This window comes from Paraflavitalea sp. CAU 1676 (genome assembly GCF_029223285.1).
Classification (GTDB): domain Bacteria; phylum Bacteroidota; class Bacteroidia; order Chitinophagales; family Chitinophagaceae; genus Paraflavitalea.
On the sequence record NZ_JARHUJ010000007.1, the window covers coordinates 20349 to 44555 of the forward strand.

Annotated in this window: 22 protein-coding genes; 15 read left to right on the top strand and 7 right to left on the bottom strand. The window is 43.7% G+C overall.

Translation table 11 applies throughout. From position 1 onward, the window contains the following. Positions 1 to 152: 152 nt before the first annotated feature. The 10 genes from P2H89_RS22440 (at position 153) to P2H89_RS22485 (ending at position 9089) form a co-directional block, all read left to right on the top strand. Positions 153 to 2339 (top strand): catalase, encoded by a 2187-nt coding sequence (locus P2H89_RS22440; RefSeq protein WP_275831128.1) that lies wholly within the window; start codon positions 153 to 155, stop codon positions 2337 to 2339. Between the two features lie 319 nt (positions 2340 to 2658). Then, positions 2659 to 4143: an alpha-amylase gene (locus P2H89_RS22445; protein ID WP_275831130.1), complete on the top strand. Its 1485-nt coding sequence runs from the start codon at positions 2659 to 2661 to the stop codon at positions 4141 to 4143. A 109-nt stretch (positions 4144 to 4252) separates the two neighbouring features. Beyond that, on the top strand, positions 4253 to 4540 hold the full coding sequence (locus P2H89_RS22450; RefSeq protein ID WP_275831132.1) for a hypothetical protein: 288 nt from the start codon (positions 4253 to 4255) through the stop codon (positions 4538 to 4540). A gap of 253 nt (positions 4541 to 4793) precedes the next feature. Continuing rightward, complete coding sequence (locus tag P2H89_RS22455) at positions 4794 to 5078, top strand: hypothetical protein (RefSeq protein WP_275831134.1); 285 nt, start codon at positions 4794 to 4796, stop codon at positions 5076 to 5078. Between the two features lie 225 nt (positions 5079 to 5303). Then, positions 5304 to 5444 (top strand): hypothetical protein, encoded by a 141-nt coding sequence (locus P2H89_RS22460; RefSeq protein WP_275831135.1) that lies wholly within the window; start codon positions 5304 to 5306, stop codon positions 5442 to 5444. A gap of 236 nt (positions 5445 to 5680) precedes the next feature. Then, positions 5681 to 6148 (top strand): AraC family transcriptional regulator, encoded by a 468-nt coding sequence (locus tag P2H89_RS22465; protein WP_275831137.1) that lies wholly within the window; start codon positions 5681 to 5683, stop codon positions 6146 to 6148. A gap of 382 nt (positions 6149 to 6530) precedes the next feature. Beyond that, a complete protein-coding gene (locus P2H89_RS22470; RefSeq protein WP_275831139.1) occupies positions 6531 to 6896 on the top strand; it encodes an AraC family transcriptional regulator in 366 nt (121 codons plus the stop codon). Between the two features lie 168 nt (positions 6897 to 7064). Further along, the gene (locus P2H89_RS22475) at positions 7065 to 7523 is read left to right on the top strand and encodes a MauE/DoxX family redox-associated membrane protein (RefSeq protein ID WP_275831141.1); all 459 of its coding nucleotides are present in this window, start codon (positions 7065 to 7067) and stop codon (positions 7521 to 7523) included. Positions 7524 to 7543: 20 nt separating this feature from the next. After that, on the top strand, positions 7544 to 8599 hold the full coding sequence (locus P2H89_RS22480) for a hypothetical protein (RefSeq protein WP_275831143.1): 1056 nt from the start codon (positions 7544 to 7546) through the stop codon (positions 8597 to 8599). Positions 8600 to 8720: 121 nt separating this feature from the next. Next, a complete protein-coding gene (locus P2H89_RS22485) occupies positions 8721 to 9089 on the top strand; it encodes a hypothetical protein (protein WP_275831145.1) in 369 nt (122 codons plus the stop codon). Positions 9090 to 9639: 550 nt separating this feature from the next. Here the strand turns inward: P2H89_RS22485 and P2H89_RS22490 are convergent. From P2H89_RS22490 to P2H89_RS22515, 6 genes are all read right to left on the bottom strand, one after another. Next, positions 9640 to 11007, bottom strand: coding sequence for a TlpA disulfide reductase family protein (locus P2H89_RS22490; protein WP_275831147.1), 1368 nt, complete (start codon positions 11005 to 11007; stop codon positions 9640 to 9642). A gap of 47 nt (positions 11008 to 11054) precedes the next feature. Next, a complete protein-coding gene (locus P2H89_RS22495; RefSeq protein ID WP_275831149.1) occupies positions 11055 to 12428 on the bottom strand; it encodes a RagB/SusD family nutrient uptake outer membrane protein in 1374 nt (457 codons plus the stop codon). 10 nt (positions 12429 to 12438) lie between these two features. Then, positions 12439 to 15879 carry a SusC/RagA family TonB-linked outer membrane protein gene (locus P2H89_RS22500; protein ID WP_275831151.1) on the bottom strand — a complete coding sequence of 1147 codons (3441 nt, stop codon included), beginning with the start codon at positions 15877 to 15879 and terminating at the stop codon, positions 12439 to 12441. A 730-nt stretch (positions 15880 to 16609) separates the two neighbouring features. Beyond that, complete coding sequence (locus P2H89_RS22505) at positions 16610 to 17824, bottom strand: FecR domain-containing protein (RefSeq protein WP_275831153.1); 1215 nt, start codon at positions 17822 to 17824, stop codon at positions 16610 to 16612. A 132-nt stretch (positions 17825 to 17956) separates the two neighbouring features. Further along, positions 17957 to 18565 (bottom strand): sigma-70 family RNA polymerase sigma factor, encoded by a 609-nt coding sequence (locus P2H89_RS22510; RefSeq protein ID WP_275831155.1) that lies wholly within the window; start codon positions 18563 to 18565, stop codon positions 17957 to 17959. Between the two features lie 688 nt (positions 18566 to 19253). Then, on the bottom strand, positions 19254 to 20204 hold the full coding sequence (locus tag P2H89_RS22515; protein WP_275831157.1) for a glycoside hydrolase family 5 protein: 951 nt from the start codon (positions 20202 to 20204) through the stop codon (positions 19254 to 19256). Positions 20205 to 20425: 221 nt separating this feature from the next. Here P2H89_RS22515 and P2H89_RS22520 point away from each other — a divergent pair, with 221 nt between their 5' ends. From P2H89_RS22520 to P2H89_RS22540, 5 genes are all read left to right on the top strand, one after another. After that, positions 20426 to 20752, top strand: coding sequence for a metalloregulator ArsR/SmtB family transcription factor (locus P2H89_RS22520; protein WP_275831159.1), 327 nt, complete (start codon positions 20426 to 20428; stop codon positions 20750 to 20752). A gap of 64 nt (positions 20753 to 20816) precedes the next feature. Continuing rightward, the gene (locus P2H89_RS22525) at positions 20817 to 21410 is read left to right on the top strand and encodes a dihydrofolate reductase family protein (RefSeq protein ID WP_275831161.1); all 594 of its coding nucleotides are present in this window, start codon (positions 20817 to 20819) and stop codon (positions 21408 to 21410) included. Between the two features lie 208 nt (positions 21411 to 21618). After that, on the top strand, positions 21619 to 22416 hold the full coding sequence (locus P2H89_RS22530; protein ID WP_275831163.1) for a hypothetical protein: 798 nt from the start codon (positions 21619 to 21621) through the stop codon (positions 22414 to 22416). Positions 22417 to 22453: 37 nt separating this feature from the next. Then, a complete protein-coding gene (locus P2H89_RS22535) occupies positions 22454 to 22921 on the top strand; it encodes an SRPBCC domain-containing protein (RefSeq protein ID WP_275831165.1) in 468 nt (155 codons plus the stop codon). A 121-nt stretch (positions 22922 to 23042) separates the two neighbouring features. Beyond that, complete coding sequence (locus tag P2H89_RS22540; RefSeq protein ID WP_275831167.1) at positions 23043 to 23684, top strand: hypothetical protein; 642 nt, start codon at positions 23043 to 23045, stop codon at positions 23682 to 23684. Between the two features lie 165 nt (positions 23685 to 23849). Here the strand turns inward: P2H89_RS22540 and P2H89_RS22545 are convergent, their stop codons facing one another. Then, positions 23850 to 24185, bottom strand: a complete 336-nt coding sequence (locus P2H89_RS22545) for an RNA-binding protein (protein ID WP_275831169.1) — start codon at positions 24183 to 24185, stop codon at positions 23850 to 23852. Positions 24186 to 24207 lie beyond the last annotated feature (22 nt).

The following is a 24207-nucleotide window of genomic DNA, read 5'->3' on the forward strand; positions in this document are numbered from 1 at the left end:
CAACACACCCATAAAAAATAGCGCTGGCCCCCTCCCAACACCTCATTATCAAACAGGAGTGTATGCCCAACGCTTTGGGTCGTCGATCTCCATTTGAACCTCATAATAATTCCGGGCATAAGAATTATGACAAGTTCTAAAAATACTTATCTATGCCATCAAAGAAGGCCAAAGCACCCGCCAATACCACCAATAAGAAGATCAACGAACTTGCGCCGGATACAGAGAACAGTCAGGACGAATTCATGTCCACCAATACCGGTGTCCGCATCAACGACGACCAAAACTCGCTCAAAGCAGGCGATCGTGGCCCCACCCTCCTGGAAGATTTCATCTTCCGCGAAAAAATGACGCATTTCGATCATGAACGTATACCCGAACGGATCGTACATGCTCGCGGTAGCGCAGCCCATGGCGTATTCAGGTTATATGAACCCATGAGCAAATACACCAAAGCTTCATTCCTCAATGATACAAAGACGGAAACGCCGGTATTCGTCCGCTTTTCCACCGTCGCCGGTTCGCGCGGCTCAAGCGACCTCGCCCGCGATGTGCGCGGCTTCGCCGTGAAGTTTTATACCCAGGAAGGAAACTTTGACCTCGTCGGCAACAACATGCCGGTATTCTTCATTCAGGATGCGATGAAGTTTCCAGATCTCATACACGCCGTAAAGCCCGAACCCCACCATGAAATACCGCAGGCCGCGTCGGCCCACGATACCTTCTGGGATTTCATTTCCCTCATGCCCGAGTCAACCCATATGATCATGTGGGCCATGAGCGACCGTGCCATTCCCCGCAGCCTGCGGATGATGGAAGGGTTTGGCGTACACACCTTCCGTTTCATCAATGATCAGGGCAAAGCCAGCTTCGTGAAATTCCACTGGAAGCCCCTGCTGGGCGTTCACTCCGTAGCCTGGGACGAAGCGCAGAAAATATCCGGCAAGGATCCCGACTTTCACCGGCGCGACCTTTGGGAGGCCATTGAAAGCGGCGCCTTTCCCGAATGGGAACTGGGCGTGCAAATAGTAGCGGAGAAGGATGAGTTTGCCTTCGAATTCGACCTGCTCGATCCTACCAAGATCATCCCCGAAGAAATAGTACCTGTGCAGCGCATTGGTAAAATGACACTTAACCGTAACCCCGATAATTTCTTTGCAGAGACGGAACAAGTGGCCTTTCACGTAGGTCATATCGTACCCGGCATCGACTTCACCAATGATCCCTTGCTCCAGGGTCGATTGTTCTCCTACACCGATACGCAGTTGATCCGCCTGGGTGGACCCAACTTCCAGGAGATACCCATCAATCGCCCCATTGTGCCCGTGCACAACAACCAGCGTGATGGGTACATGCGCCAAACGATCAACCAGGGGCGCACCAGTTACAACCCCAATTCATTGGGTGGAGGCTGTCCATTTCAGGCTAAATGGTCCGAAGGAGGATTCGCCTCTTACACGGAAAAGATCGATGCAAAGAAAGTAAGAGAACGCAGCCGCAGCTTTTTCGATCACTTTAGCCAGGCTACCCTGTTTTACAACAGCCAGTCTGAACCCGAAAAAGCACACATCGCAAAAGCATTCAGTTTCGAGCTGGGCAAAGTAGAAACCGTTGCCATTCGCCAGCGAATGTTGGGCATACTTACGCAGGTAGATCGCAACCTGGCCGCTCAGGTGGCCATAAACCTCGGTTTAAAAGTGCCTGCCAAACCCGAACAGCCTATCAACCACAGCATACCCGCCGACGGCAATCCGAAAAGGTTTCAGCCGGTGAAAATTGAATCCACCCTGCAGGAATCTCCGGCACTCAGCATGGCCAACACAATAAAAGGAAAGATACAAACGCGCAAAGTCGCCATACTCGCAGCTGATGGTGTTGAGCAGGAAGCGTTGAATACCGTGAAAAACGCACTGATCGCACAGGGAGCGATACCCGAAGTGATAGCACCCCGGCTAGGAATGCTCAAAGGCGCAACAAAGGGAGAAATAGCGATCGACAAAAGTCTGCTAACCGTTGCTTCTGTTTTGTACGATGCCGTGTATGTGCCGGGCGGCGTCAACAGCGTGGCCACCATCGCAGCAGATCCCGACGCCATCCATTTTCTCAATGAAGCTTACCGGCACTGTAAACCTATCGCATTCGACAAGGAGGCACAGCAAGTGTTGGAAAGCACGTTGTTTGGTAAGATGATACTGAAAGATCCCGCGGCCCAGGATATCCGGCAGGATGAGGGCATCGTGATAGAAGCCGACCCTAAAAAACTGTCAGGCTTATTCATTGCCGCCATCGGTCAGCACCGTTTTTGGGACCGCGAAACCTACCGGGATATACCGGCGTAATGGCAATTCGGCAACAATAACTACTCCCCGGTTTCATCTTGGGGGGCATCCACCGGCCTGGACTGTGTTGAACCCTTTTTGTCAAATGGCCTGCTAAACTAGTGAAACCTGCTTCATACGTTATCTGCTTGTTTAGAGATATCGTGAAATTCTCTATAAGCGCGCCAGCAAATTACGCAGCCGGTTATCCAAAGATGTGTATTTATTTACGCAATACGATGTTTAACAGGCCGGAATAGTGCATTACTTGCCTTTTTTTGTCAAAAAAGAATAGCGGGCATGGCAGGGTTTGGGTTTTGCTATAATCCGAAAAAAGTCCATGCAAAACGGTACAATGTTCCAGTATTTCCATTGGTACACCCCTGCCGATGGCAGTTTATGGACCCAGGTTGTCAAAGAAGCTGAACACTTAGCCCAATTAGGCGTCAACTCGGTATGGCTACCTCCCGCGTATAAGGGCAAAGAAGGGGCCAATGCCAGTGGCTACGATGTATACGATCTGTTTGACCTGGGAGAATTTGACCAAAAAGGATCCGTGCGTACAAAGTATGGCACAAAAGAGCAATTGCTGGAAGCTGTGCGGGCATTACAAAGCCACGGCATTCAGGTATATATCGATATCGTATTGAACCACAAAGGAGGCGCAGATGAAACAGAACGGATGATGGTGAGACGGGTGGACCCGGAAGACCGGAACCAATTTACCAGTGAGCCTTTTGAGATTGAGGCGTTCACCAAATTTACATTTCCCGGCAGGCAGGGTAAGTATTCCGATTTCATCTGGGACCACCGCTGCTTTACGGGAGTTGATTTTGCCTATAACCTGGGTGAGACAGGGATTTTTTCGATCCTCAATGAATATGGAGAAGGTTGGGAAGATGTGATCGATACGGAAAAAGGGAATTACGACTTTCTGATGTTTGCCGATATTGAGTTCCGCAATCCTGCGGTGAGGGAAGAATTGAAAAAATGGGGCGCCTGGTTATTACAGGAAACGGGCATCGACGGGGTGCGCATTGATGCCGTGAAACATATCTCGCCTGCTTTTTACAATGAATGGCTGGACCATCTACGAAGTATTAAACCCGACCTGTTTGCCGTTGGCGAATATTGGGCTCCTGGCGAGTTGACCTTGCTTGAGCGGTACATTGAGGCCACAGGAGGACGAATGTCGCTTTTTGACGCATCGCTGCACCATAATTTCTACCACGCTTCTCTGCAAGGTAAGAACTTTGATCTCACAACGCTCTTCCAGAACAGCCTGGTAGCTTCACAACCCACACTGGCAGTAACGGTGGTGGACAATCATGATACACAACCGCTTCAATCACTGGAAGCACCTGTGGAAAATTGGTTTAAACCGCATGCCTATGCCTCTATCCTGCTAAGAGAAGGTGGTTACCCCTGTATTTTTTATCCTGACCTATATGGAGCACACTATGTAGATAAGGGACAGGATGGCATGGATCATGAAATATTCCTCGACAAATGCGCGCACATAGAGCAATTGCTGGAAGCAAGAAAACGCTTTAGCTATGGTATGCAGCGGGACTATTTTGATCACCCGAACTGTGTAGGCTGGACCCGCGAGGGTCACCTGGATGTAGAAGGATCGGGGTGTGCCGTGTTATTGTCTAACAGCGAGGATGGATTTAAAGATATGGAAATGGGGGCTCAACATAAAGGCAAAGTGTTTATCGATTTCCTGGGCAAACATCCAGCGGAAGTAAATATCAATGACGATGGCTGGGGGCAGTTTCCCGTACCTGCAGGTTCTATTGCCGTATGGGTTGAAAAGAAATGAGGAGGCGTTTCCCGAACGTGTTTGCATGAAGAAAATCGCTCAAACTGTTACCCTTCAATATTTGAAGAATTCACAGGGCGTCCTTTGATTCAAAAGATTAGTAGCAACCATGATAAAACTTACTGCACTCCATGTACTCGGCACGGCTATAAGTGTCATTACCCTCCTATTTCTGGCTTATCAGCTCAGCATGGTGATCTTTCGGAAGTCTCTGGTCAATTACGACTGGGTGCTTGCCGCACTCTTAACTGAATCACTGGCTTGGACAAGTTATGCGATCATTGTAGGTCTAAAGCTGCTGTTGGTGTTGAACGTATTGGCAGCAACAATTAATTTCGCGCTGCTTTTTTCAAGCAGTGAGTATCCTAAAAAATACTTTAAGTCAAGCAACAAGTAAACGGCTTCCATGATGTAATCAATACATATCTTGCGATACGAAAATTTGACAATACCGGTCCGCATTCCTCGATTTGAACCGTTGCGGAACGCTTTCCAATATTTAATGTGGCACCATTCATCCATTTTTAGCTCAAAAATTCAAGCGCTATCTGGGGCAAAATACCTTAAAATTGGCTAAATTAGGTTCAGCTCAACAATCCCCAAAATCTGGTCTACTTATTGTTTTCGCTATCATAAACCGTAAAAGCTGTATGAAGAAATACGTCTTTTTGTTCCGGTTTGAAGAAGATTCTATAAGTGTCTATCGGCGAATAGATGTTGAAGGCCTTTCGCCCGCTTCCGCGCATGCAGCATTCCTTGAACGGGTCGAAGCGCTAAGCGCATTAGAAGGAGGCACATTTTCATTGATGGCCGAACAGGAGATGTTCGAAAACCTGATAATGGTATCCGAACTCATTGGCATAATAGACCATAACACAATGAGTCACCACACCCACTCCATCACCAAAACATCAAAAACCCGTCCCGCAAATTAATGCGGCATGCCGGCCCTGCCCCCCTCCCCTCCCCTCCCCTCCAGCCGCCAAAATGGCTCGGCATAAAGCTTCAGCAATACCAATTAACAGCATCGCCCGCACCAGCTATTACAAGCCAGTTATCTACATCCATCCGCGCATTTATTCCGCATTCCTTTTTTGCCTACGCCTATGCCGCATTGAAGCTGCGGCCAGCTTTTGCTGTTATTTTTAAATGTTTTGTTTATGAAGTATTATCTGGTGGCTTCCTTGCCTCGCTGTATGGTAGGTATTGAGCAGTGCGTCGTCTACATCGTTTGCCGGTCGCAGCAGGCAGCCTTCAAAAAGCAGTATGCCGGCCGGCACGCCCCGGTTGTGCCACCATAAAACGATGACTTAATAATTAATAATAAACCTGTTAATTCTAAAATCTCAAGAAACTGGAGGAGGAAATGTGACGACATGTAATAAATTAGTCTACCAAATGCATTATTGACATAGATCAAACCTATCATTCATATTCCGCTAACTGTCGGGATTCTACCTTAAATTGATGACATGAAAAATCATGATGCGTCCCGTTTGCATCATTAATCACATTTAATTTGTAACAACCCTTATCTATGAGAATGGGAATCAAATTGACCGACAACGATCGGGAGAAACTTGATTGGATAAAAAGGTCCATACTCCAGGACCTGGCAACACATCACACACTTGAAGACCTCTGCAAGCAGGATGGTATCAGTCCCCGAAAGCTACATAAAGGGTTCATCAAAATGTACGGAGACACCCCGTACAGCCTGCTCGCGCTACAGCGCCAGAAACTAAGTATCGAACTACTAACAACCACAACAATCCCAGTCCAGGACATAGCGGCACGTTGCGGCTATGTCCATACGACAGGCTTCATCCAGCTATTAAAAAACACTTTCAATACAACGCCGGAGCAGTACCGGGCTAAAAACACTGTGACCGATTTGGGTACGCGTGCGGCCAGGCTCATGGAAGACTCGCTGCACCTCCACCACACCTCCCTTATCCTCGCACTAATTAAAGAAGGATATACCCCGGATGCAATTGTCAATTAACTCGGGTATAAATCGGCAAGCGGCATTTATATTACGTTAAGACAGATATACAAAGAATCGTCTGCAGATTGGATTACTCCCAAGACTACCGCCAAGGCACATATGTCACAACTTGAAGTATAAATGCTTACACTTACACCCCAAAAAAATATCATACCAACTCGCAAATATTATTTTGATAGTCGTAGCTTAGCTTAATAGGCATTCTGTAACTCTCCATCATTCGACACTTTCGAAACTTTACTTACTCCTTTCAACGACTTAGTCGGTTCATTCGAGCCTGACATTAAATCAACTTGCCGTCATTCACCGTTCACTTGACAGTAGATCAAGTATGCGATGAAATGGATTGAAATTGCTTTAACATGTCAAAACTGCACAAATGAAAGCCATCTTATCCAACAGTGATCGCCTGAAGATCAGATCCATTGCCAACCTCATCGAAGCAAATCCAAGGTATCATTTAAGCATTCCTGAACTGGGAGAAAAAGTATATCTCAACGCCTCAAAGATTAAGTACGGATTCAAGACAGAGTTTGGCTTAGGCCCGTATGCTTATCTACAAAAAGTAAGGCTCACCATTGCAAAGGAAATGTTAATAGACGGTATGACTACAAAACATGTAGCCATTTCAGTTGGCTTTAAAGGCGCAAGTGCTGAAACAAACTTTGTGAAGTGGTTTAAGAAAAATGAAAAGGCCACTCCCGGCGCCTGGAAACAAAGCATGCAAAGCGCACAGGCCTCCTAGTTCGAAAAAGCCGAATGAACCATGGTTTATACCGAACACAGCATACTTTGAATATATCTTCGTTATCGCAACTCCCCTTCTAAATCGTTCCATAATACTCGATTCATTTCCTACAGATGATAGTAGTATTAACTTAAGTTCAAACCCTAAAGTAAAATAACTTATCATATGAATTTTTCGCAACCATATAAGATTCTTAACTGGCCTTCCGTTGTACTTAGTTTTCTGCTAGAAATCGCCTGTACATTTCTCACACTTCTAATGGCCTATGCGGGCCTTAGTAAATTAATGGATCGTCAGGTTTTCCAGGCTCAACTGAGCAAATCACCCTTTCTGACTGATTATGCAAATTATGTGTCCTGGGCACTACCAGTATTGGAAATACTTATCGCTGTACTATTGGTAATTAGGCAATCACGGCTAAGCGCACTTTATGCAACGCTCTTTATAATGGCAATGTTTACCTTTTACATTTATGCGATGTTTTTGTTCAGTTATGATTTGCCCTGCGCTTGTGGTGGCATACTTTCCGAGATGGGGTGGATTGAGCATCTATGGTTTAATATCGGAGTCGTCTGCTTGACAATAGCTTCAATTTTTTTGCAGATCTCAAAAGAAAGAAGATAGTTCCCTAAACGAAGCGTTTTATGCACAAAATGAAAAAGCATTCTTTATATATTCTGTTTACGCTAGTTTCGGCTGCAATACTTGTCGGAATACTGGCGGCAATTACAGTTAACCCTACTTTTCAAAGTAACGGTTTTAATAGGAAAGCTGATGCGTACAAATTAGAGGTATTAGCGTCTGGACATAGAAATGATGCCATCGAATTAATTCATACCACGCCCCGAAACCTATATTTTAAGACAACGACGCCCGGTAAAATACTAGTTACCGACTATCAGATTAAAGAAAGTCATTACTTAACTTATCCATTGCCTGAAAATGAGATTCGCGGAGGCTTCTATTATACATTTCTAAGTTCAACGGGTGTTCAGGTCCTTTCACCAAACGCAAGGTCGATGGTGTATTCTGACTCCACCACATCGCCCCAAACATATAGTTTTCCAAGGCAACCTTTTTCAAGAGTTGTAAAAATAGGTAACAGTAGCTTCATATTTAGAGGCTTTGACAGTGCAGTAAAAAACAAAGATCAAATATTCTACAAAGGAAATCCAATTTCCGGCGATGTTACCTTGGAACGAAATATATCAGAAATCCGCAACGACATGGGCCTGGGAAATGACGGTTATTTAACGTATGACACCTCCTCCAGGAAGATTGCATTTGTACATTTTTATAAGAATGAATTTTTCGTAGCTGATACGAATTTGAACATTCTCTACAGATCATATACTATAGATACATTAAAGTCTTCAGCTAATAAGAAATTGGCATTTGTCGAAACCAGCAAGAATGACAAACTTGTTACCAATGGCGCGCCAGACAGGATCGTAAATGGGCGAAGTGATGTATTTGAAGGGAAATTGTATAATCAATCCAAGCTAAAAGCGGACAATGAATCAAATGACCTGTTCGGAAGAAATATGGTCCTTGACATCTACTCATTAGACGATGGAAAATACCAACATAGTGTCTATATCCCAAACCACAGGTACGAAAAGGCAATCTCATTTAAAATACTGAAACAAAAGATAGTGGTAGTCTACCCCACAAATATAGTGGTGTATAGCTTACTATAAATGAATCATCCAATTCACGACGATATAAACATTACAATAAAATAGTTTTAGCCGGCTAAAAAAGGGGACGCTGAAAACCTTAAATAGAGTAGGCATTTTGTTAACCATTAATTTTAAAATCATGAAAAAAGTATCATTCCTGGGCCTGTTGGCTCTTGTTGTAGTTGCTGCTAGCTCATTTACAGCTTTAAAAAGAGTTCCTACAGATTCTTGGTTTCTCCTGAGCGGCCAACCAAACGTTTCTTCAGCAAGCTTCCAATCGAGCTACAGCGGAACTTACAATAAGGTTGCAGCTTATGACGCCACTAAGCGTACTCAGACAGATGTTCAAGCAATCTGCCTCTTGGGTTCTACCTATGTTTGTGCAGTACAAATCGACTACAGCAAATCTACACCTACTACTTCCTTGAATGGAACAGGAAATGGCGATTTCACTACTGGCGCAAGTGCATTTGCCACTGACATCATCGCAATTGAATTGAGGAACTAATCGTTACATACATAAGGCGACGGAAATTAATCCGCCGCCTTATTTCAATTTATTAACCCTCCTACACCTATTCTCTATCTTTTGTCTACGATCTACAGACACTGTCAACTACTAATGCATTTTGAAGATGAAACAAAGCCGCATTTCAACAAAAAGATTATGGACTGTAGCTACCGAAAACAGAAGGGTGCTCCCTAATATTTCGCTAGTCCTCGTTGTTTTATTGCTAGAATTAACTTTAGTGTCTAGCCGTGTCCGCCGCACACCTAACAATTCATGGTTTTTGTTGCAAAACCCCGTTCCTCAATCAACTTTTCACATACAATACACCTTGCACCCATTCAACAGATCGACCGCTTATCAATATAGCCAATTTAGCCAATCGGATGTACAAAGTATATGTTGGTTTGGGTCCTTATACATATGTGCAGTCCGTATAGACTATTCCAAATCGTACCCTTACTCACTATTAACCGACGCTGATTTTTCCAACTCATATGGTGTCGATATCATAGGTTATGAATACACTAATTAAAGCATAACCCACAAATCAATTTTTCTCTTTTCTTATAATAATCATATCTGCTTCGGTCTCTTTAGGAATTAACTTAAGATCATACTTCCACAGCTCCTTGTTGACTGCGTCTCTATCCCTTAAATCAGCATTTATTTCAATGTCTATCTCCCCGACATATTTTGTCTCATCAAAAATGGGCATTGCATTTTCACTGGAATAAAATGATTGAAGTTTAGCCACAAAGTCCGACATATGCCTCTTTCTTAAGCTAACATAGAATTGAGTAACTTCCTCGCTTTTCTCAGTCGCATTGGAGGCAACCTTGTCAATCTCAGATATTCGTACCAAAACTAGCGATTTAACTTTCCTTTTTTCTAATTGACCTTTAATACCTAAGTGTTTGAAATATCTATTTATATCATCCTGCATCATGGAGAAAAGCTTCCCGTGCCTGGTCTCAAGATTATCCTTTTGCTTATCAACAGGGACGACAAGCTCATAATTGTAGTATTGGTTTTGCTGTATGTCATTCCAACGCGCCATATTTTGTGGAGTAAATCTACCTATTAGAAAAGAGTCTTCTTCATTTTTGAACCCCTCGAGCACTACCCTGTTATTGTTGATAAAACTCATATCAAATTTTCCAAATGCCATTTTGTAAAGTAGAATAATAGGATGTCTTGTACATCTTATCCATCCCCAGCTGGTATCCCGGGAAACATTAGTAGAGTAACCCTGATTAAATTTTGTTAACACAGAATGAAACACTAAATCTTTTGCCGTCCATAGCTGGCTTTGAGAAAAGATCGGACCATATTCAGTTTTCCTTAATATTTTTTCATCGTCCTTGTTTGCCAAATTCAATCTTTCTCCACTCAAAAATGTCTCAATATTCCTATTTGTCAATTCTTCGCCTCCAGTAACTGCTTTAATTACACCATTTTTATCAAGCCATACATAATGGGGTATAATGGCTGGAATAAAGCTCAAAATCGAATCTTCGACAATGGAGGGTAAGGAAAAGTTAACCTTCCTACTGGATTCATAGGAACCGTATATCTTATTCACTGATTTCATAGACTCTCTTGTCACCAAAAGAATCTGCAATTTTTCATTGTACTTCTTTTGAATACTGTCTAGTTTAGGAAATGCAGCAATACAGGGACTACACCAGGGCGCCCAAAAATCTAGAATCACATTTCTCCCCTTAAAATCGGAAAGATTCATGCTCCCTTTTGAATAATTAACTGCAGCTTTAAACTGAATATTACGCAAAGTATCACCAACATTCATTTCATAAATCGGCGTGCGATAACTTATTTGTCGGGCAACTATTTGACCTTGCGCTGAAACAACACAAAAAAAGACCAAAAACAGATACACATTCAGCTTATTAAGCATAATATTTTATTTTTTAATGAATGGATTTGTCGAGCTGGCAATTGGCATTATCTGGGATTCTGAGGAACATCGCTGACAGTTATTTCGCTATTGGGGAGCGGATACACGTATCTATTATCTTTTGGAGCCAGCTTAAATTCGCTTCCCCCTATTAGCCTGGTCAGTGTACCTGGCCCTTCATTGATCTCATTAAGCCTTTTAATATCCACCCACCTAACACCTCTACACAATAACTCTTTCCTACGTTCCTTTAAAATTATGGATAGACTTTCCTTGGACGTCATCGTTGAAATCGGCTGGAATGATCCTGCTTCATACCTACTTGACAAAAGCTTATTCAAATCGCTCAAAGACTCACTATTCTTATCTGCCCTGGCTAGGCACTCAGCACGGATCAGATAGACTTCGTCAATTGCCAGCCCGTTAAAAAGCACAAAAAACAGAGAACTATAGCTGCCTTTAAATGTCATTCTGCCATTAACATTCCTGAAAAAAGCTCTCTTTCTCAGGTCCTTTTCACCGTAGCTTCTGAGAACCACGGTATCAACAAAACCGGTCCCGTTGGCAAGAGGAAATAGCGGACTATTCACCATTCGGCTGTAAAAGATCACTTCCTTTGTATAGAGCGGAGCAAATGGGGAGATCGCGTCTACTGCTACCGTGTTATAATCAAGTATTCCATCGGCCAGATTAATACACTCTGTAGAGGCTTTAAGCGCTTTTTCAAATTCACCGGTAAAGAGATAAACCCTCGCGAGCAATGCATATGCCGCTGCTTTTGTTGGACTTGTTTTTACAAGTACTTTATTGGGCAGAAGCGGTATTGCCTCAAGCAGATCGCTAATAATCCTGTCATAACTTTCCTTAACACTAGCTCGTTCGGCCTTGAGATTTATGTCCGACTCCAATCTTAGAATTATACCCAAATCACTAGCCGCAGAATTCTTATCATACGCTTTTGAATATATCGAAACGAGATTATAATTAGCGAATGACCGGAAAAATAAAGCACTCCCCTTTAAATTATTCCATCTTTCACTCCTATCGGGTTGTTTAACTTCTTGTAATCCTTCTAATATTCGGTTTGAATAAAATATCGCCAGGTAAACATTATCCCACTCAAATTTGGATGATTGTTCAGCATAAAAGTTGCTAGTGCCAGCCCAGGTATAGATATTCTTCTGTCCTTGGGTTTTATTACTTAAAGAAGAGCTGGTGTGATAATAATCATCGCACCCTAGTTCAAGTAAAGATGGCTGATTCTCATTGAAAACACTTGTATTTGCTAAAGCCGCTTCAAAATCATCTAGTGTCGTGGGAACAACAATGGATTGGTCGGATTTGGTATCCAACCAATCCTTCCTGCAGGCCCCAAATACTATAATAGTAAAAAATAGAAGTAATATATTATTGATGCGCATACGGTTTATATTAAAATGTTAAACGTGCTCCTATGGATGCCGATCTTGGAGTTTTATATCCATCTGTAAAATCGGGATCGATATTTTCTTTATTGGCAGTCCACAACAATCCCAAATTGTTGCAATAAATGTAGAATTGAACATTGCTTAAACCGGCCTTCTTTGAAACCCCGGAAGGCAAGTCATATGTCAGGGAAACATCCTGTAATCTAATGTGGTCTCCTTTTTCAACAAGAATACCTGAGAAATCATAGAAGGTGTTTCGCTCCGAAAATTGTGGGTAGTCGATATATACCATTGCGGGCACCTGAGTAATAACTTCATCTCCCGTTTTTTGCCATCTTCTTAGGAAATCTTCGTTCCCTACGCCCTGATTGTACAAGGATCCATAGTTAACAGAGGAACGTCTGAAAACATAACCAGCCTTGAAGATGATATTGGCCGAAATACTTACATTTTTCCATTGAAATGTATTTCGAAAGGACCCAAAATACCTGGGAGCCGTACTTCCACTATACTGCCACAGCGTAGGATCTGCGGAAGTATTTAATATGATCTGGGCGTAATCTTTACTTTCCTTTCCGTCAAGATACCCCACAGGATCACCAGATTCATCTAATTTAGCCCACTGGTAGCTATAAAGACTACTAACAGGATTGCCAACAACCAGACCGGTATTTCCTTCATTTCTGGTAACTCTATCCGTGGCATAACTGGTCATTACGATTGATTCATATCGGATTGGCCCAAAATTAAATCTGCCTTGCAGAGTAATATCTAACCCACTACCTTTCATACTCGAAAAGTTTCCTCGTGCTAGTAAAAAGCCCGTGCTCGAAGGAATAAATCTGTCACCAATTAAATTATTGCCTTCCCTTTTGAAAAATTCTATAGTACCACTTAAATTCTGGTGTTTGAAAACGTTGAAGTCTAACCCAATATTGAAAGAGCTCATTGTCTCCCACGTCAGTTGAGGATTTCCAGGAGAAACAATATCTAAGAATACTGAGTTATTTATTCCGCCATTTAGATATCTTGCTTTCGTGAGGGCTGTAACGGAACGATTTAGATTTCCGTTCTTTCCATAGGTGATTCGAAGAGCCAGCTTTTGAAAAATAGATCCCTGAAGGAAGGCCTCATTGGCGATGTCCCACTTAAGACCAGTGGACCATAAGGGCACCTGCTTTTGATTTGTTTTTACTCCGAATAAATTAGACTGATCAAGTCGTGCGCTAACAGTTGCAGTATAACGCCGATCGTATATATAGGAACCATTGAAAAAGAATGCCCGGTATTTATTGATAACTTCTGGAATAACCTGATTTAGGTCAGAAATATATGACCCATATCCAAAAGGATATAAGGTATATAACGTGTTATAATTGACCGATTGTGAGGCCCCCGACTGAGGGTTATAGCCATATACCCCCCCTTTCGTTCCTGATACCTTAGTTTCAGTAAAATCGCCACCGCCGAGAATAGAGATAGCTGAAGAAGAAAAATTATTATTATAACTAACTTGGATACGACCAGAATTAGCTACAGTATTTTGATTTACGTAAGACACTATTCCTCCCTTGGGAATAGGGAAATCAATAACGCTCCCCCCATCGACGGTAGCAAAACTGTTAATTAAATTCCTCGTAGAATATTGCTCAGCTGATTCATTGCTTTTTGCTTGGAAGTTTTCTCTTTGATACTGGTAAGATAGATCTAAACTTAGTGCCTTCACAATTGCGTACCTCAGATTTACCGAAATACGATTGCTGATATTTTTTTCATCATTATCAAATAGCCGTCGATCTTTTAGAGGGCTGTACGTCCAATCAAGTAATTCAGGAATTACATTTTCACTCACAAACGATGCACGATAGTCTTTTGTAATGGATAACTCATTCCCATCCTCATCCTTCAACCTCGCATATGGGTAAGTATTATTAGTGTACCGGCCACCAGAACTAACGCCCGTCAAACCATTTTTGGCTTCCGATGATTCCGCATAGATAATACGACCAGTAATTTCTAAATTTTGTACGGGCTTATAACTGGTCACTGAACTTAGCGTAACTCGCTTACCCTCATTGCCAACTACCTCTGATTGATCTTTATTATATCCAAGTGACAAGTAATAATTCATTTTATCGCTTCCACCACTCGCACTTAAGGCATATTGCTGCCGCGAAGCCGCCCTGTATAAATAGTCTGAATAATCCCGTCTGACATCCCGCTTTCGTAATTCCATCAGTTTTGCATTTCCAGCTTCCTGGGTAATTACACCGCTCCTCATTTGATCCAAAATTTCTACGGCAGGTGAAATGACAGGGAAAGTTGGATCCACTAAATCCGATTCATAGAATCCTGCATCAAAAAGACTTTTTTCTACATCAATAAAATCACCGGCATTCAAGAAACGTTTCGAGTAAAACAAATCTGGCTTGGCAACTATAGTGTAGTTTAAATTGGCATCGATACTTACCTTCTTATTGTAGCCACCCTTTTTGGTGGTTATTACCACTACGCCATTCCCTGAAAATGCACCCCATATCGAGGATGCAGCCGCATCTTTGAGCAGGGTAATGCTTTCAACATCATTGGGATTTATCGAATTGATGTCGCCGGTATACGGATAATTGTCAACGACTATAAGAGGTTGGGTACTTCCGTATATGGTGCTCTTTCCTCGTATTGTGATACCCAGCGGATTTCCTGCCGACGCTTTATCAAAGAGCATACCACTTGCAATTCCTTCTAGTCTGCTCAGTACATCTGTGGAGACCCGCCTGTTGAGCAACCCATTATTTATTTGAACAAAAGACCCAGTTGTTCTTTCCTTTGGTATATCCTGATATCCTGTTGATACCACCTTTACTTCTTCTAGGTCCAGAGACTTTATATCAAGCTGTATTACTAAATCTTGTGTCCCATTCAGCCTGATTTCTCTCGATTTATAATTGATACTCGTAATAATAATTACTCCTTTTTCATTTACGGGTAGTTGAAACTCCCCACGCTCATTGCTGATGGTAATTGTTGAACGGCCTTTTTCCTGAATGGTCGCCCCCACGACAGGTTCTTTTGCCGCATTTTCTAACTTTCCGTTTAGAATTACTCTGTTGGGCGCATTTATTGGGCTGGGGATGGTATCAGGTGTTATTCTCGAAATTTTGTAAACCCTTATTGAATTTCCATTCTTCACTTCATAGGTTAACGATTGCCCCTCTAATGCTTTATTTAGCACCAATTGGTAACTACTGTTGTTTAACTTTATCGTCACTTTTTTAGTGCCTTCCAAATCTTTATAGTCAAACAATACAATCATTGTCGTCTGTTTTTCTATTTCAGCAAAAACCTTATCGAGAGGGGCGTCTCTAAGGTTAATCGAAATTTGCGCAGATGAATTAGCGCTAACCTGAATACAGACGGAAGTTAATATCGTCACTAATAATTTCATTCGAAGCAGTTTTTTACCCAGGCAAGCGTCATGACGCCTAACCAATGTCTGGGAATGGGAAAATAGCTTTTTGAGGCTATGAAATACAGATTCCATAACTTTGATACGTTTTGGTTTTAGTAAACTCGGCTCTGGCAGAGACGAAGGCCAAAATATTTTCGCGAAAGCGGAATTACACCGAAAGTGTTCGAGCACTTTCGGTTTTTACTTTGGACATTGTCCGGGAATCGCCCGAGATTGACAATTCCTCATTTTGAAAAGGATAACGTTTTCAAATTATTCTATAGTGGGTCAGCCAGGCGAATACTACGGTTTAGAACACGTATCACTCAGCTATACAAAGCCATAAGAATTAATGGTTATACACTAGAAGAATAGATATCAAACATTCTCCACTGTTTTGGCTAGTTATTCACGGATTCCAGGTCGCAGAAATTCGTTTAAACCTAAACACCTGCATGGAGAAACTGGGGGAGCGAATGGATTCGTTGCTTTGATCATGTTCTATTTGTTTTGGTTGGTCGATATTGTTACCTAAATAGGGAACGAAAGACCCGGATTGAAATAGTATTTCCTCTCCGTAACGGGTCGGAGAATCCGGGGCTTCCTTGCATTCCCAATTCCTTTAGGCAAGCATTGCGTCTGTTTTTGCCAGCATTTTGTTGAAGGCTGTCCAGTCGGACATTAGAACAATTTCAAAGGAGGTTTAATGGAAGATCAGAAGTGCATTCTATCTTTTGCTTCGATAGATTTTCAGCACTTTGTTGTTTTGCATGGCGTATTCAATATTCGGTTCGTATTTTTTTAGAAGGGTCAATACTTCGCTCAATGGAATATTTCTACTTAAGCCTCCCTGTATCCGACGATCATCACCGACATTATCAACAAAATCGACTTGCACATCATACCATCTTGCAATTTGGCGCATGACTTCTTTCAGTGGGGCCTTTGAGAAATAAAAATACCCTTTAGTCCAATAAACGGAGGCATTTACGTTAGTTTGAGAAACAGTTAGCTTATAGCCTTTCTTGTTAAACGTCGCCTCATCACCTGGTACTAATTTTCTCTCTGCGGTTTTAGAGGTAACTATCACTGAACCTTCCAAAAGCGAAGTACGCTCCACAGGTTCATTATCGTAAGCATTTATATTAAATTTAGTCCCTGTCACCCTGATGGTGGTCCCATTGTCAGTTTCTACCAGGAACGGCTTCGCTGAATTTTTAGCTACTTCAAAATAGGCCTCACCAGATAGGAAAACCTTTCTTTCGGTAGCCGTAAATGCTGCCGGATACCTAAGCTTGGACCCGGCATTAATAATGCAACGGGTACCGTCTTCCAATAACAACACATAGTCCCCGCCGTTGGGCGTTTCCAGGGTATTCAAACCCGTGTTCAGTTTCTTACCTGAACCAATATACTGAATTGTGCCGTTTTCAGATTTACGTATAGAAATATTTCCTTGCTGGGCAATAGTTCCCGCGGCCGAGCTATCCAACAGTATGGTAGACTGATCAGCCAGGGTCAGCACCGCCCGGCGCCCACCGGGGGGAGCATCAGGTTGCCGCTGGTTGGTGGCCACCATCTTTTGTTCGGATATTGAATGAGACGGGCGTAAAAAATAATATATTGAACCAATAACTAAAAATAGAATGGCTGCAGCAGCAGCGTAGCGGAGGTAATTAATTCTATAGGAACGCGGTTTGTAGTGGCGAATTTCAAAAGCTGCGGGAAACCTTGGTTCGATCAACATCCAGGCCTTTTTCCTTTCTATCTCAAGTGCTCGCGCAAGCTCTAACCCATCATCGGCAGTCAATAAGGAGACCAGATCAGCATTACCTTGTGATCTGTCAATGAAATCATCAAGTTCCTTTTGCTCATCCGCCGAAATATCTCCCTGCGCCTTCATTTGGATCAGGTGGCGTAATCTTAATGCTTTATCGAACATGCTTTCCCTTTTGGACTTATTGTAGGATACAGAAATACCATTACATATATAAACAAGTTGGGACTCCAAACGCTGCCAGGAAATCCAACAATTTTTTATTATTATTTAAAAAAGACCCTGCTAGTGATTTTTCTATACAAAAAAGAAGGAAAACATGATCAATTCCATCAGAGGCTCTTTGCCCAAAATTTCGCGCAATTGAGAGATAGCTTTGGCTTTTGAAGATCGTACAGTGACGGTGGAAGTATTTAACTTGTTCGCGATCTCCTCGATGGTCATGGCGTCGAAATAAAAATGCTGCACAATAGCCCGCTTTTGATCCGGCAATTCTTCCATGGCAGTACGAACTGCCTCTATATATTCTTTGAAAATGATGTGGTCTAAAATGGGGTCAGTGAAACTATGATCCTGAACTAGTACTTGTATATCCTCTACAGCTAATTCCTTCTTATTCTTAAATCCGCTGCCATATTTTAAATAGTTATACGCTTTGTTCCGGCAGGCCACATACATGTAGGATAAGATATCATCCATTTGCTTGAAATTCCCTCGGATCTGCCAGCAGGCCGCAAACGTGTCACTGACGATATCTTTAGCAACTTCAGAATCCCTGATTAGCTTATTGGTAAATGAAAAGAAGTTCTCCCGGTTAGCATAATAGAACTGATCGAATGCCTCCTGCACCCCCAAAGTAATGGCGGCGGCAATATTGTCGTCTTTCTCTTTTTGGCTTTGAGGCATCTGGCCTGAACTTTATTTTTCCTTAACCAACAAGGCTTTCCCGGACAAATATATAGTAATATTTGTAGCACCTTGAAATACAATAATTAACAATGGGAATCCGAACAACTGGATGGTTTATTCGTAGGGGAATTCCGAAAATTGATTGACCGGGAAACTTAATTCTGGTGGCAAGGTATTAAAAGATCGTAAAATCCACAATACTGAATGTATTATTTCAACGATTATTTTATAGAAAAAATACGATAGTCAAATATTCATTGATCATATCAATCTGACTCAAATACTTCTAACGGTCGTTAGGACGAACAAACACAACCGCCTTTCGGTCGCACAATCCCTACCAACCCTTCCGCGCTCGCCTCCTCACCCAAACATCAAAAACCCATCCCGCATGAACGAAAAATTAATGTACACATAGCTCCAATGGCCTGTATCACCATGGTGATTAATAAAGAAGGTTATTTTGATGAAAACTTCAAACCTTTGCAAGTGCCTGCTTCTTAAGCATTCTATTAGAACGACGCATCATATAAATCTCCATCAGACTAAAGCTTTTTCAAAATTTGAGTACAGTAAACCTGGACTAAATGGGTCATTCCATATAATTGGCAAAACCATACCCTATCCTATTAATAACGCTGTAGTTACTGACCACTTTTTTGTCGCTATTCCTTGTCATCAACGCCTACTCCCCATACTTCCTGATCATCGCCCGCGCCTTGATCCCGGACGGCTTCAGGTCCTTCTCGGCCCAATTACCCGTTGAAGAAGCCGAAGGCAGCAACACCGAGCAGGTCTCGTTTTTATCGGCCACCGACCAGGTAACCCAGCTGATCTTATTCTTCTCGGCCCACTCGATCCAGGTCGTCCATTCCGCCTCATTGAGCGGACCGTTACCCGTTGCCTCCATACCCGCCGATTCGGAAATAAATAGCGGCAGGCCCTTCTTCAGGGCAAAGTCGGCCCGGTCGCGCAAATACTGCTTGTGCGTGGCCGCATAAAAGTGAAGTGTATACATCAGGTTCGTATAGCCTTTAATGGGATCATCGGCCGCCACATGCACATCCTGGTCCCAATGCGGCGAACCCACCAGGATCACATTATCAGGATCGATCGCACGGATCGTTTTGATCAGCTCGATGGAATAGGCTTTCACATCCGCCCACGACTGCTTTTCCGGCTCATTGAAGATCTCGTAAATGATATTCGGATACTTACCGTACGTAGTAGCGATCTCGGTAAAGAACTGCTGCGCTTCCTGTTGGCGGATAGTATGACTATGCCAGTCAACGATCACATAAATGCCCTCTTTAATAGCCGCATCGATCACCGCCTTGATCCGCTCCTTCGACCAATCCGGCTTATTGATATACCCCTGGTCAGGCTCAACGCCCATCGCTGCCCGCACCACCGTACAACCCCAATCATTCTTTAACCAGCTCACCGTACCGGCATTGTAAAACCGCGGCCACCAGTTATGCCACCCAAAACTCATACCGCGCAACACAACAGGTGCCCCTTTTTCATTAACAAGCTGCAAACCGGTCACTTTCAACCGGCCATTATCTTTCACCGGCTGGCCAAACCCCGGCGCAGTCGCAAAAACAACCAGCACTACTAAAAGGAAATATTTCATATAGGAAGACTTCTACAGCTAATATACGCAGATTGAAAAACTTACGGAACCGAGACAGGTTTAAGCACACACAACGAAGTGACTTCCATCCACAACACGCCATTCCACCCACCTCTCCCCCGCCCCTTTTTGCCTGCCGGAAAAAATATTCTCTCAAATCTTTTGCGCAACCAGGTATTTGCACATATATTTGCAACCAGATAGTAGCAAATACATCGATCATGGAAACAAGAAGAGACATATTCCAGGCAATTGCCGACCCCACCCGCCGCGCCATCATCGCATTGATAGCCCTGCAGGCTTTAACACCCAATGCCATCGCCGAACATTTCGATACCACCCGCCAGGCAGTATCCAAACACCTGCGCATCCTCACCGAATGCGAACTGGTAAAACAGGAATACAAAGGCCGGGAGATCTATTACCAACTCGAAATAGAAAAAATGAAAGAAATAGACAAATGGATTGAACAATTCCGCAAGATCTGGGAAACCCGTTTCAACCAGCTCGACAACGTACTGGCAACCATGAAAAAACAGAAAAAATGACCGGCATAACGGCAACACCTACATAAAGTGCAGCGTCAGCACTATAAACACCGACAGTATAGCCATGAGAAAAATAATCGTGCTCTCGATGATTACATTAGACGGGGTCATGCAGGCGCCCGGCGGACCGGAAGAAGACACATCAGGCAAATTCCACTATGGCGGCTGGGCCGCACCGTACGGCCATGAAGTCGGCCGTAAGATCGTACAACAGGAAATGAGACCAGCCGATTACCTCCTGGGCAGAAAGACTTTTGAGATCTTTGCCGGCTACTGGCCCCACCATGCCAACATTTGGCCTGCCATCAACGAAGGCACCAAATACGTCCTGTCCAACACCATGGGAAAGTCCGACTGGAAGAACACCGTATTCCTCCAAAACCTGGCCGACATCAAAAAGCTCAAAAAAACAGAAGGGTCTGACATCCAGGTCTGGGGTAGCTCCAAACTCATTCAGCTGCTGTTGGAGAATGATCTGGCAGATGAGCTACGCCTTAAGATCTACCCCCTCACACTGGGTGAAGGCAAAAAGCTATTCGACAATGGCGCAATACCCGCCTCATTTATGTTGGCAGAGACGGTGGCCACACCCACCGGAGTGATCATCGCCACCTACAAACGGGCCGGCAAAATAACTACAGGCACCATCGGCGCTTAAAGATCTTCAGTTCAAAGGCTGGTTGTTTCCCCGGAAACAACCAGCCTTATGCATTCAATAAGCCCGGCCGGCCCTACAGCTACCCAAAGCTGTAGCAAACACATCCTGTCCAAAACAACCCGCCATAAAGACCATATAGCACCCCCTCCGGCGTGCCGCTCCATTGTAGCTTTGAGTAGCTTAATGAAAACAAAAAAATGGAATAATTATGGAACGCAACAAAACGATCCGCATAACGGCATTACTCGCAGGTCTGTTATGCATATTTACAACAAGCGCACAAGACAAACAGAACACCATCCAGCCACTGCCAAAAGAAGTAGAGATCCGCCTGGCACTCAGCGCCCTTCCGCCCCACCTCCGCGACAGTGCAACGGTTTATGTCCTCGATCCGGCAAAGGGCTTTGAAATAGCCCGCAAAGGAAGCAACGGGTTTCACACTTTCGTAGCCCGTAACGGCGATGATGCCATGAGAGGAGACTGGCCATTGATAGAGTACAGGAACGATATCCTGTACCCGATCTCTTTTGATGAGGCAGGCGCCAAAACCATCATGCCCGTTTTCTTCGACATCGCAAAAATGCAGGCCAAAGGAACCCCGCCCGCCGAACTGAAAAAGACCATCCAGGACCGCTTCAAAAAGAAATACTACAAAGCACCGCAACGCGCCGGCATCTCTTATATGCTGTCGCCGATACTCAGAACCTACACCAATCCCGACGCAAACGACAACGTCATCACCGCCAGCGTGCCGCACGTCATGTATTATGCCCCCAATATCACCAACGATGAAGTAGGTGGCAGTAAACCTGCTCCGGGCGCAAAGTATCCGTTTGTTATACTTCCCGGCCCCCATGGATACAGCATACAGTTCCTCGGCCAGGCCGAAACAGAAGCCGTTAGAAAAGAATACAAATCCCTGCTGGAACAACTCTGCACCATCAACAAAGAATGGTGCCTGCCGGCAACGGAAGACCGGTCCGCAGCAACTCATCAGCATCATTAATTAAACCACAAACGATCATTCAATTAAAAGTACGACCATGACAACAACAGACTTTTTACTCACCCAAACCACCAAGCGCACACCGCAGGAAGTATACAACGCCATCCTCAACGTACGTGGCTGGTGGTCGGGATATTTTGCCGAAGAGATCATTGGCAATACCGATAAGCTCGGAGAAGAATTTACCTTTCGTGCCGGAGAAGGGGTTCATTATACCAAACAGAAACTGGTGGAACTCATCCCCAACAAAAGAGTGGTTTGGCTGGTAACGGAAAGCGCCCTCACCTTCGTAGATGAAATAGACGAGTGGACGGGCACCAAACTCATATTTGACATCACAGAAAAAAACGGAGTAACCGAATTCACCTTCACACACGAAGGATTGAACCCGGAATTTGAATGCTTCGAATCCTGTTCACCAGCCTGGACCGAATACCTCCGAAACAAATTATTACCCTTGATCAATTCGGGTAACAGCCTGGATATCACACACCAGGCCATATAACCGAAAGGTTACCGATACCGGTAGTAAATAAGCCCGTCGCCCGGTTGAATAGCATCCACTAAATTGAATAGGTAGCTCCGTAAAGGTGGCTACCTTTTTTCATTACCAAAACAAACCACCTATGCAAATGCATCCTTACAGGATTTTACTAACCTGCCTGGTCTTATTGTGCAGCTACACCTCGTTCACACAAAAAGTACCGGAATTCCCCAAAGCCGGCCTCTTCAACGCAAAGATCTCCCCCGATGGAAACTTAGAGATCTACGCATCAAAGACCTCTTCGCTGCACGACTTCGAGTTCCTCACCGGCAAATGGACCATGGAACACCAACGATTGAAAAAAAGACTGGTTGGCTCCACAGAATGGGAAAGCTTCCAATCCGAAGACGAGAACTTTGGCACCATGCTGAACGGACTCGGCAATACCGATATCTATAGAGCTACCCTCGATGGAAAACCATTCGAAGGCTTTACACTCCGCTTGTTCAATCCGGAAACCAAATTGTGGAGCCTTTATTGGGCACCCAGCACGACTGGCGTGCTCGACCCACCCGTGGTAGGCTCATTCGAAGGCAATATCGGGCACTTCTATTGTACGGATCTCTACGAAGGCAAGCGGGTCATCGTCATGTTCCGGTGGGATAAAACCGACAAAGAGCACCCCGTATGGAGCCAGGCCTTCTCACCCGATAACGGAGCAACCTGGGAGTGGAACTGGACAAACACCTCTTACCGCATCAAAACAAAACCCACCAAAAAATAACCCTGCCTTCAATAGAAAGCAGGGCTATCAAAAACTTCAACATTGAGCACAAAGCCTGTTGAGGCTTCACAAAGCAGTCATTACCAACATCGTAGCGCATAGGCGCAATAAAAAAGGTCGCCCCGGTTGATGGAGGCGACCATTTTCTATATAAAGACAAATAAATTAATACCTGTTCTTATTGTAGCTTTTGCTGTTGTTGTAACCACCGCTACCGCCACCGTTTTGACGGAAAGGGCTGGAACTGCGGGGCCTGTCTTCTTTAGGCTTGGCTTCCATTACTTTGATGGTCCGGCCTTCAACAGTAGCGCCGTCCAATTCAGTAATAGCTTTTTTCGCAGCGGCATCATCAGACATTTCAACAAATCCAAAGCCACGGGAATTACCGGTCTCCCGGTCGCTGATTACTTTGGCTGAAGCTACTTCTCCATAAGGAGCAAAAAAATCTCTCAAATCTTCATCCTGAACGTTGAAGCTGAGGTTCGAAACATAAATGTTCATTACTAAACGATTAAAATTTTAA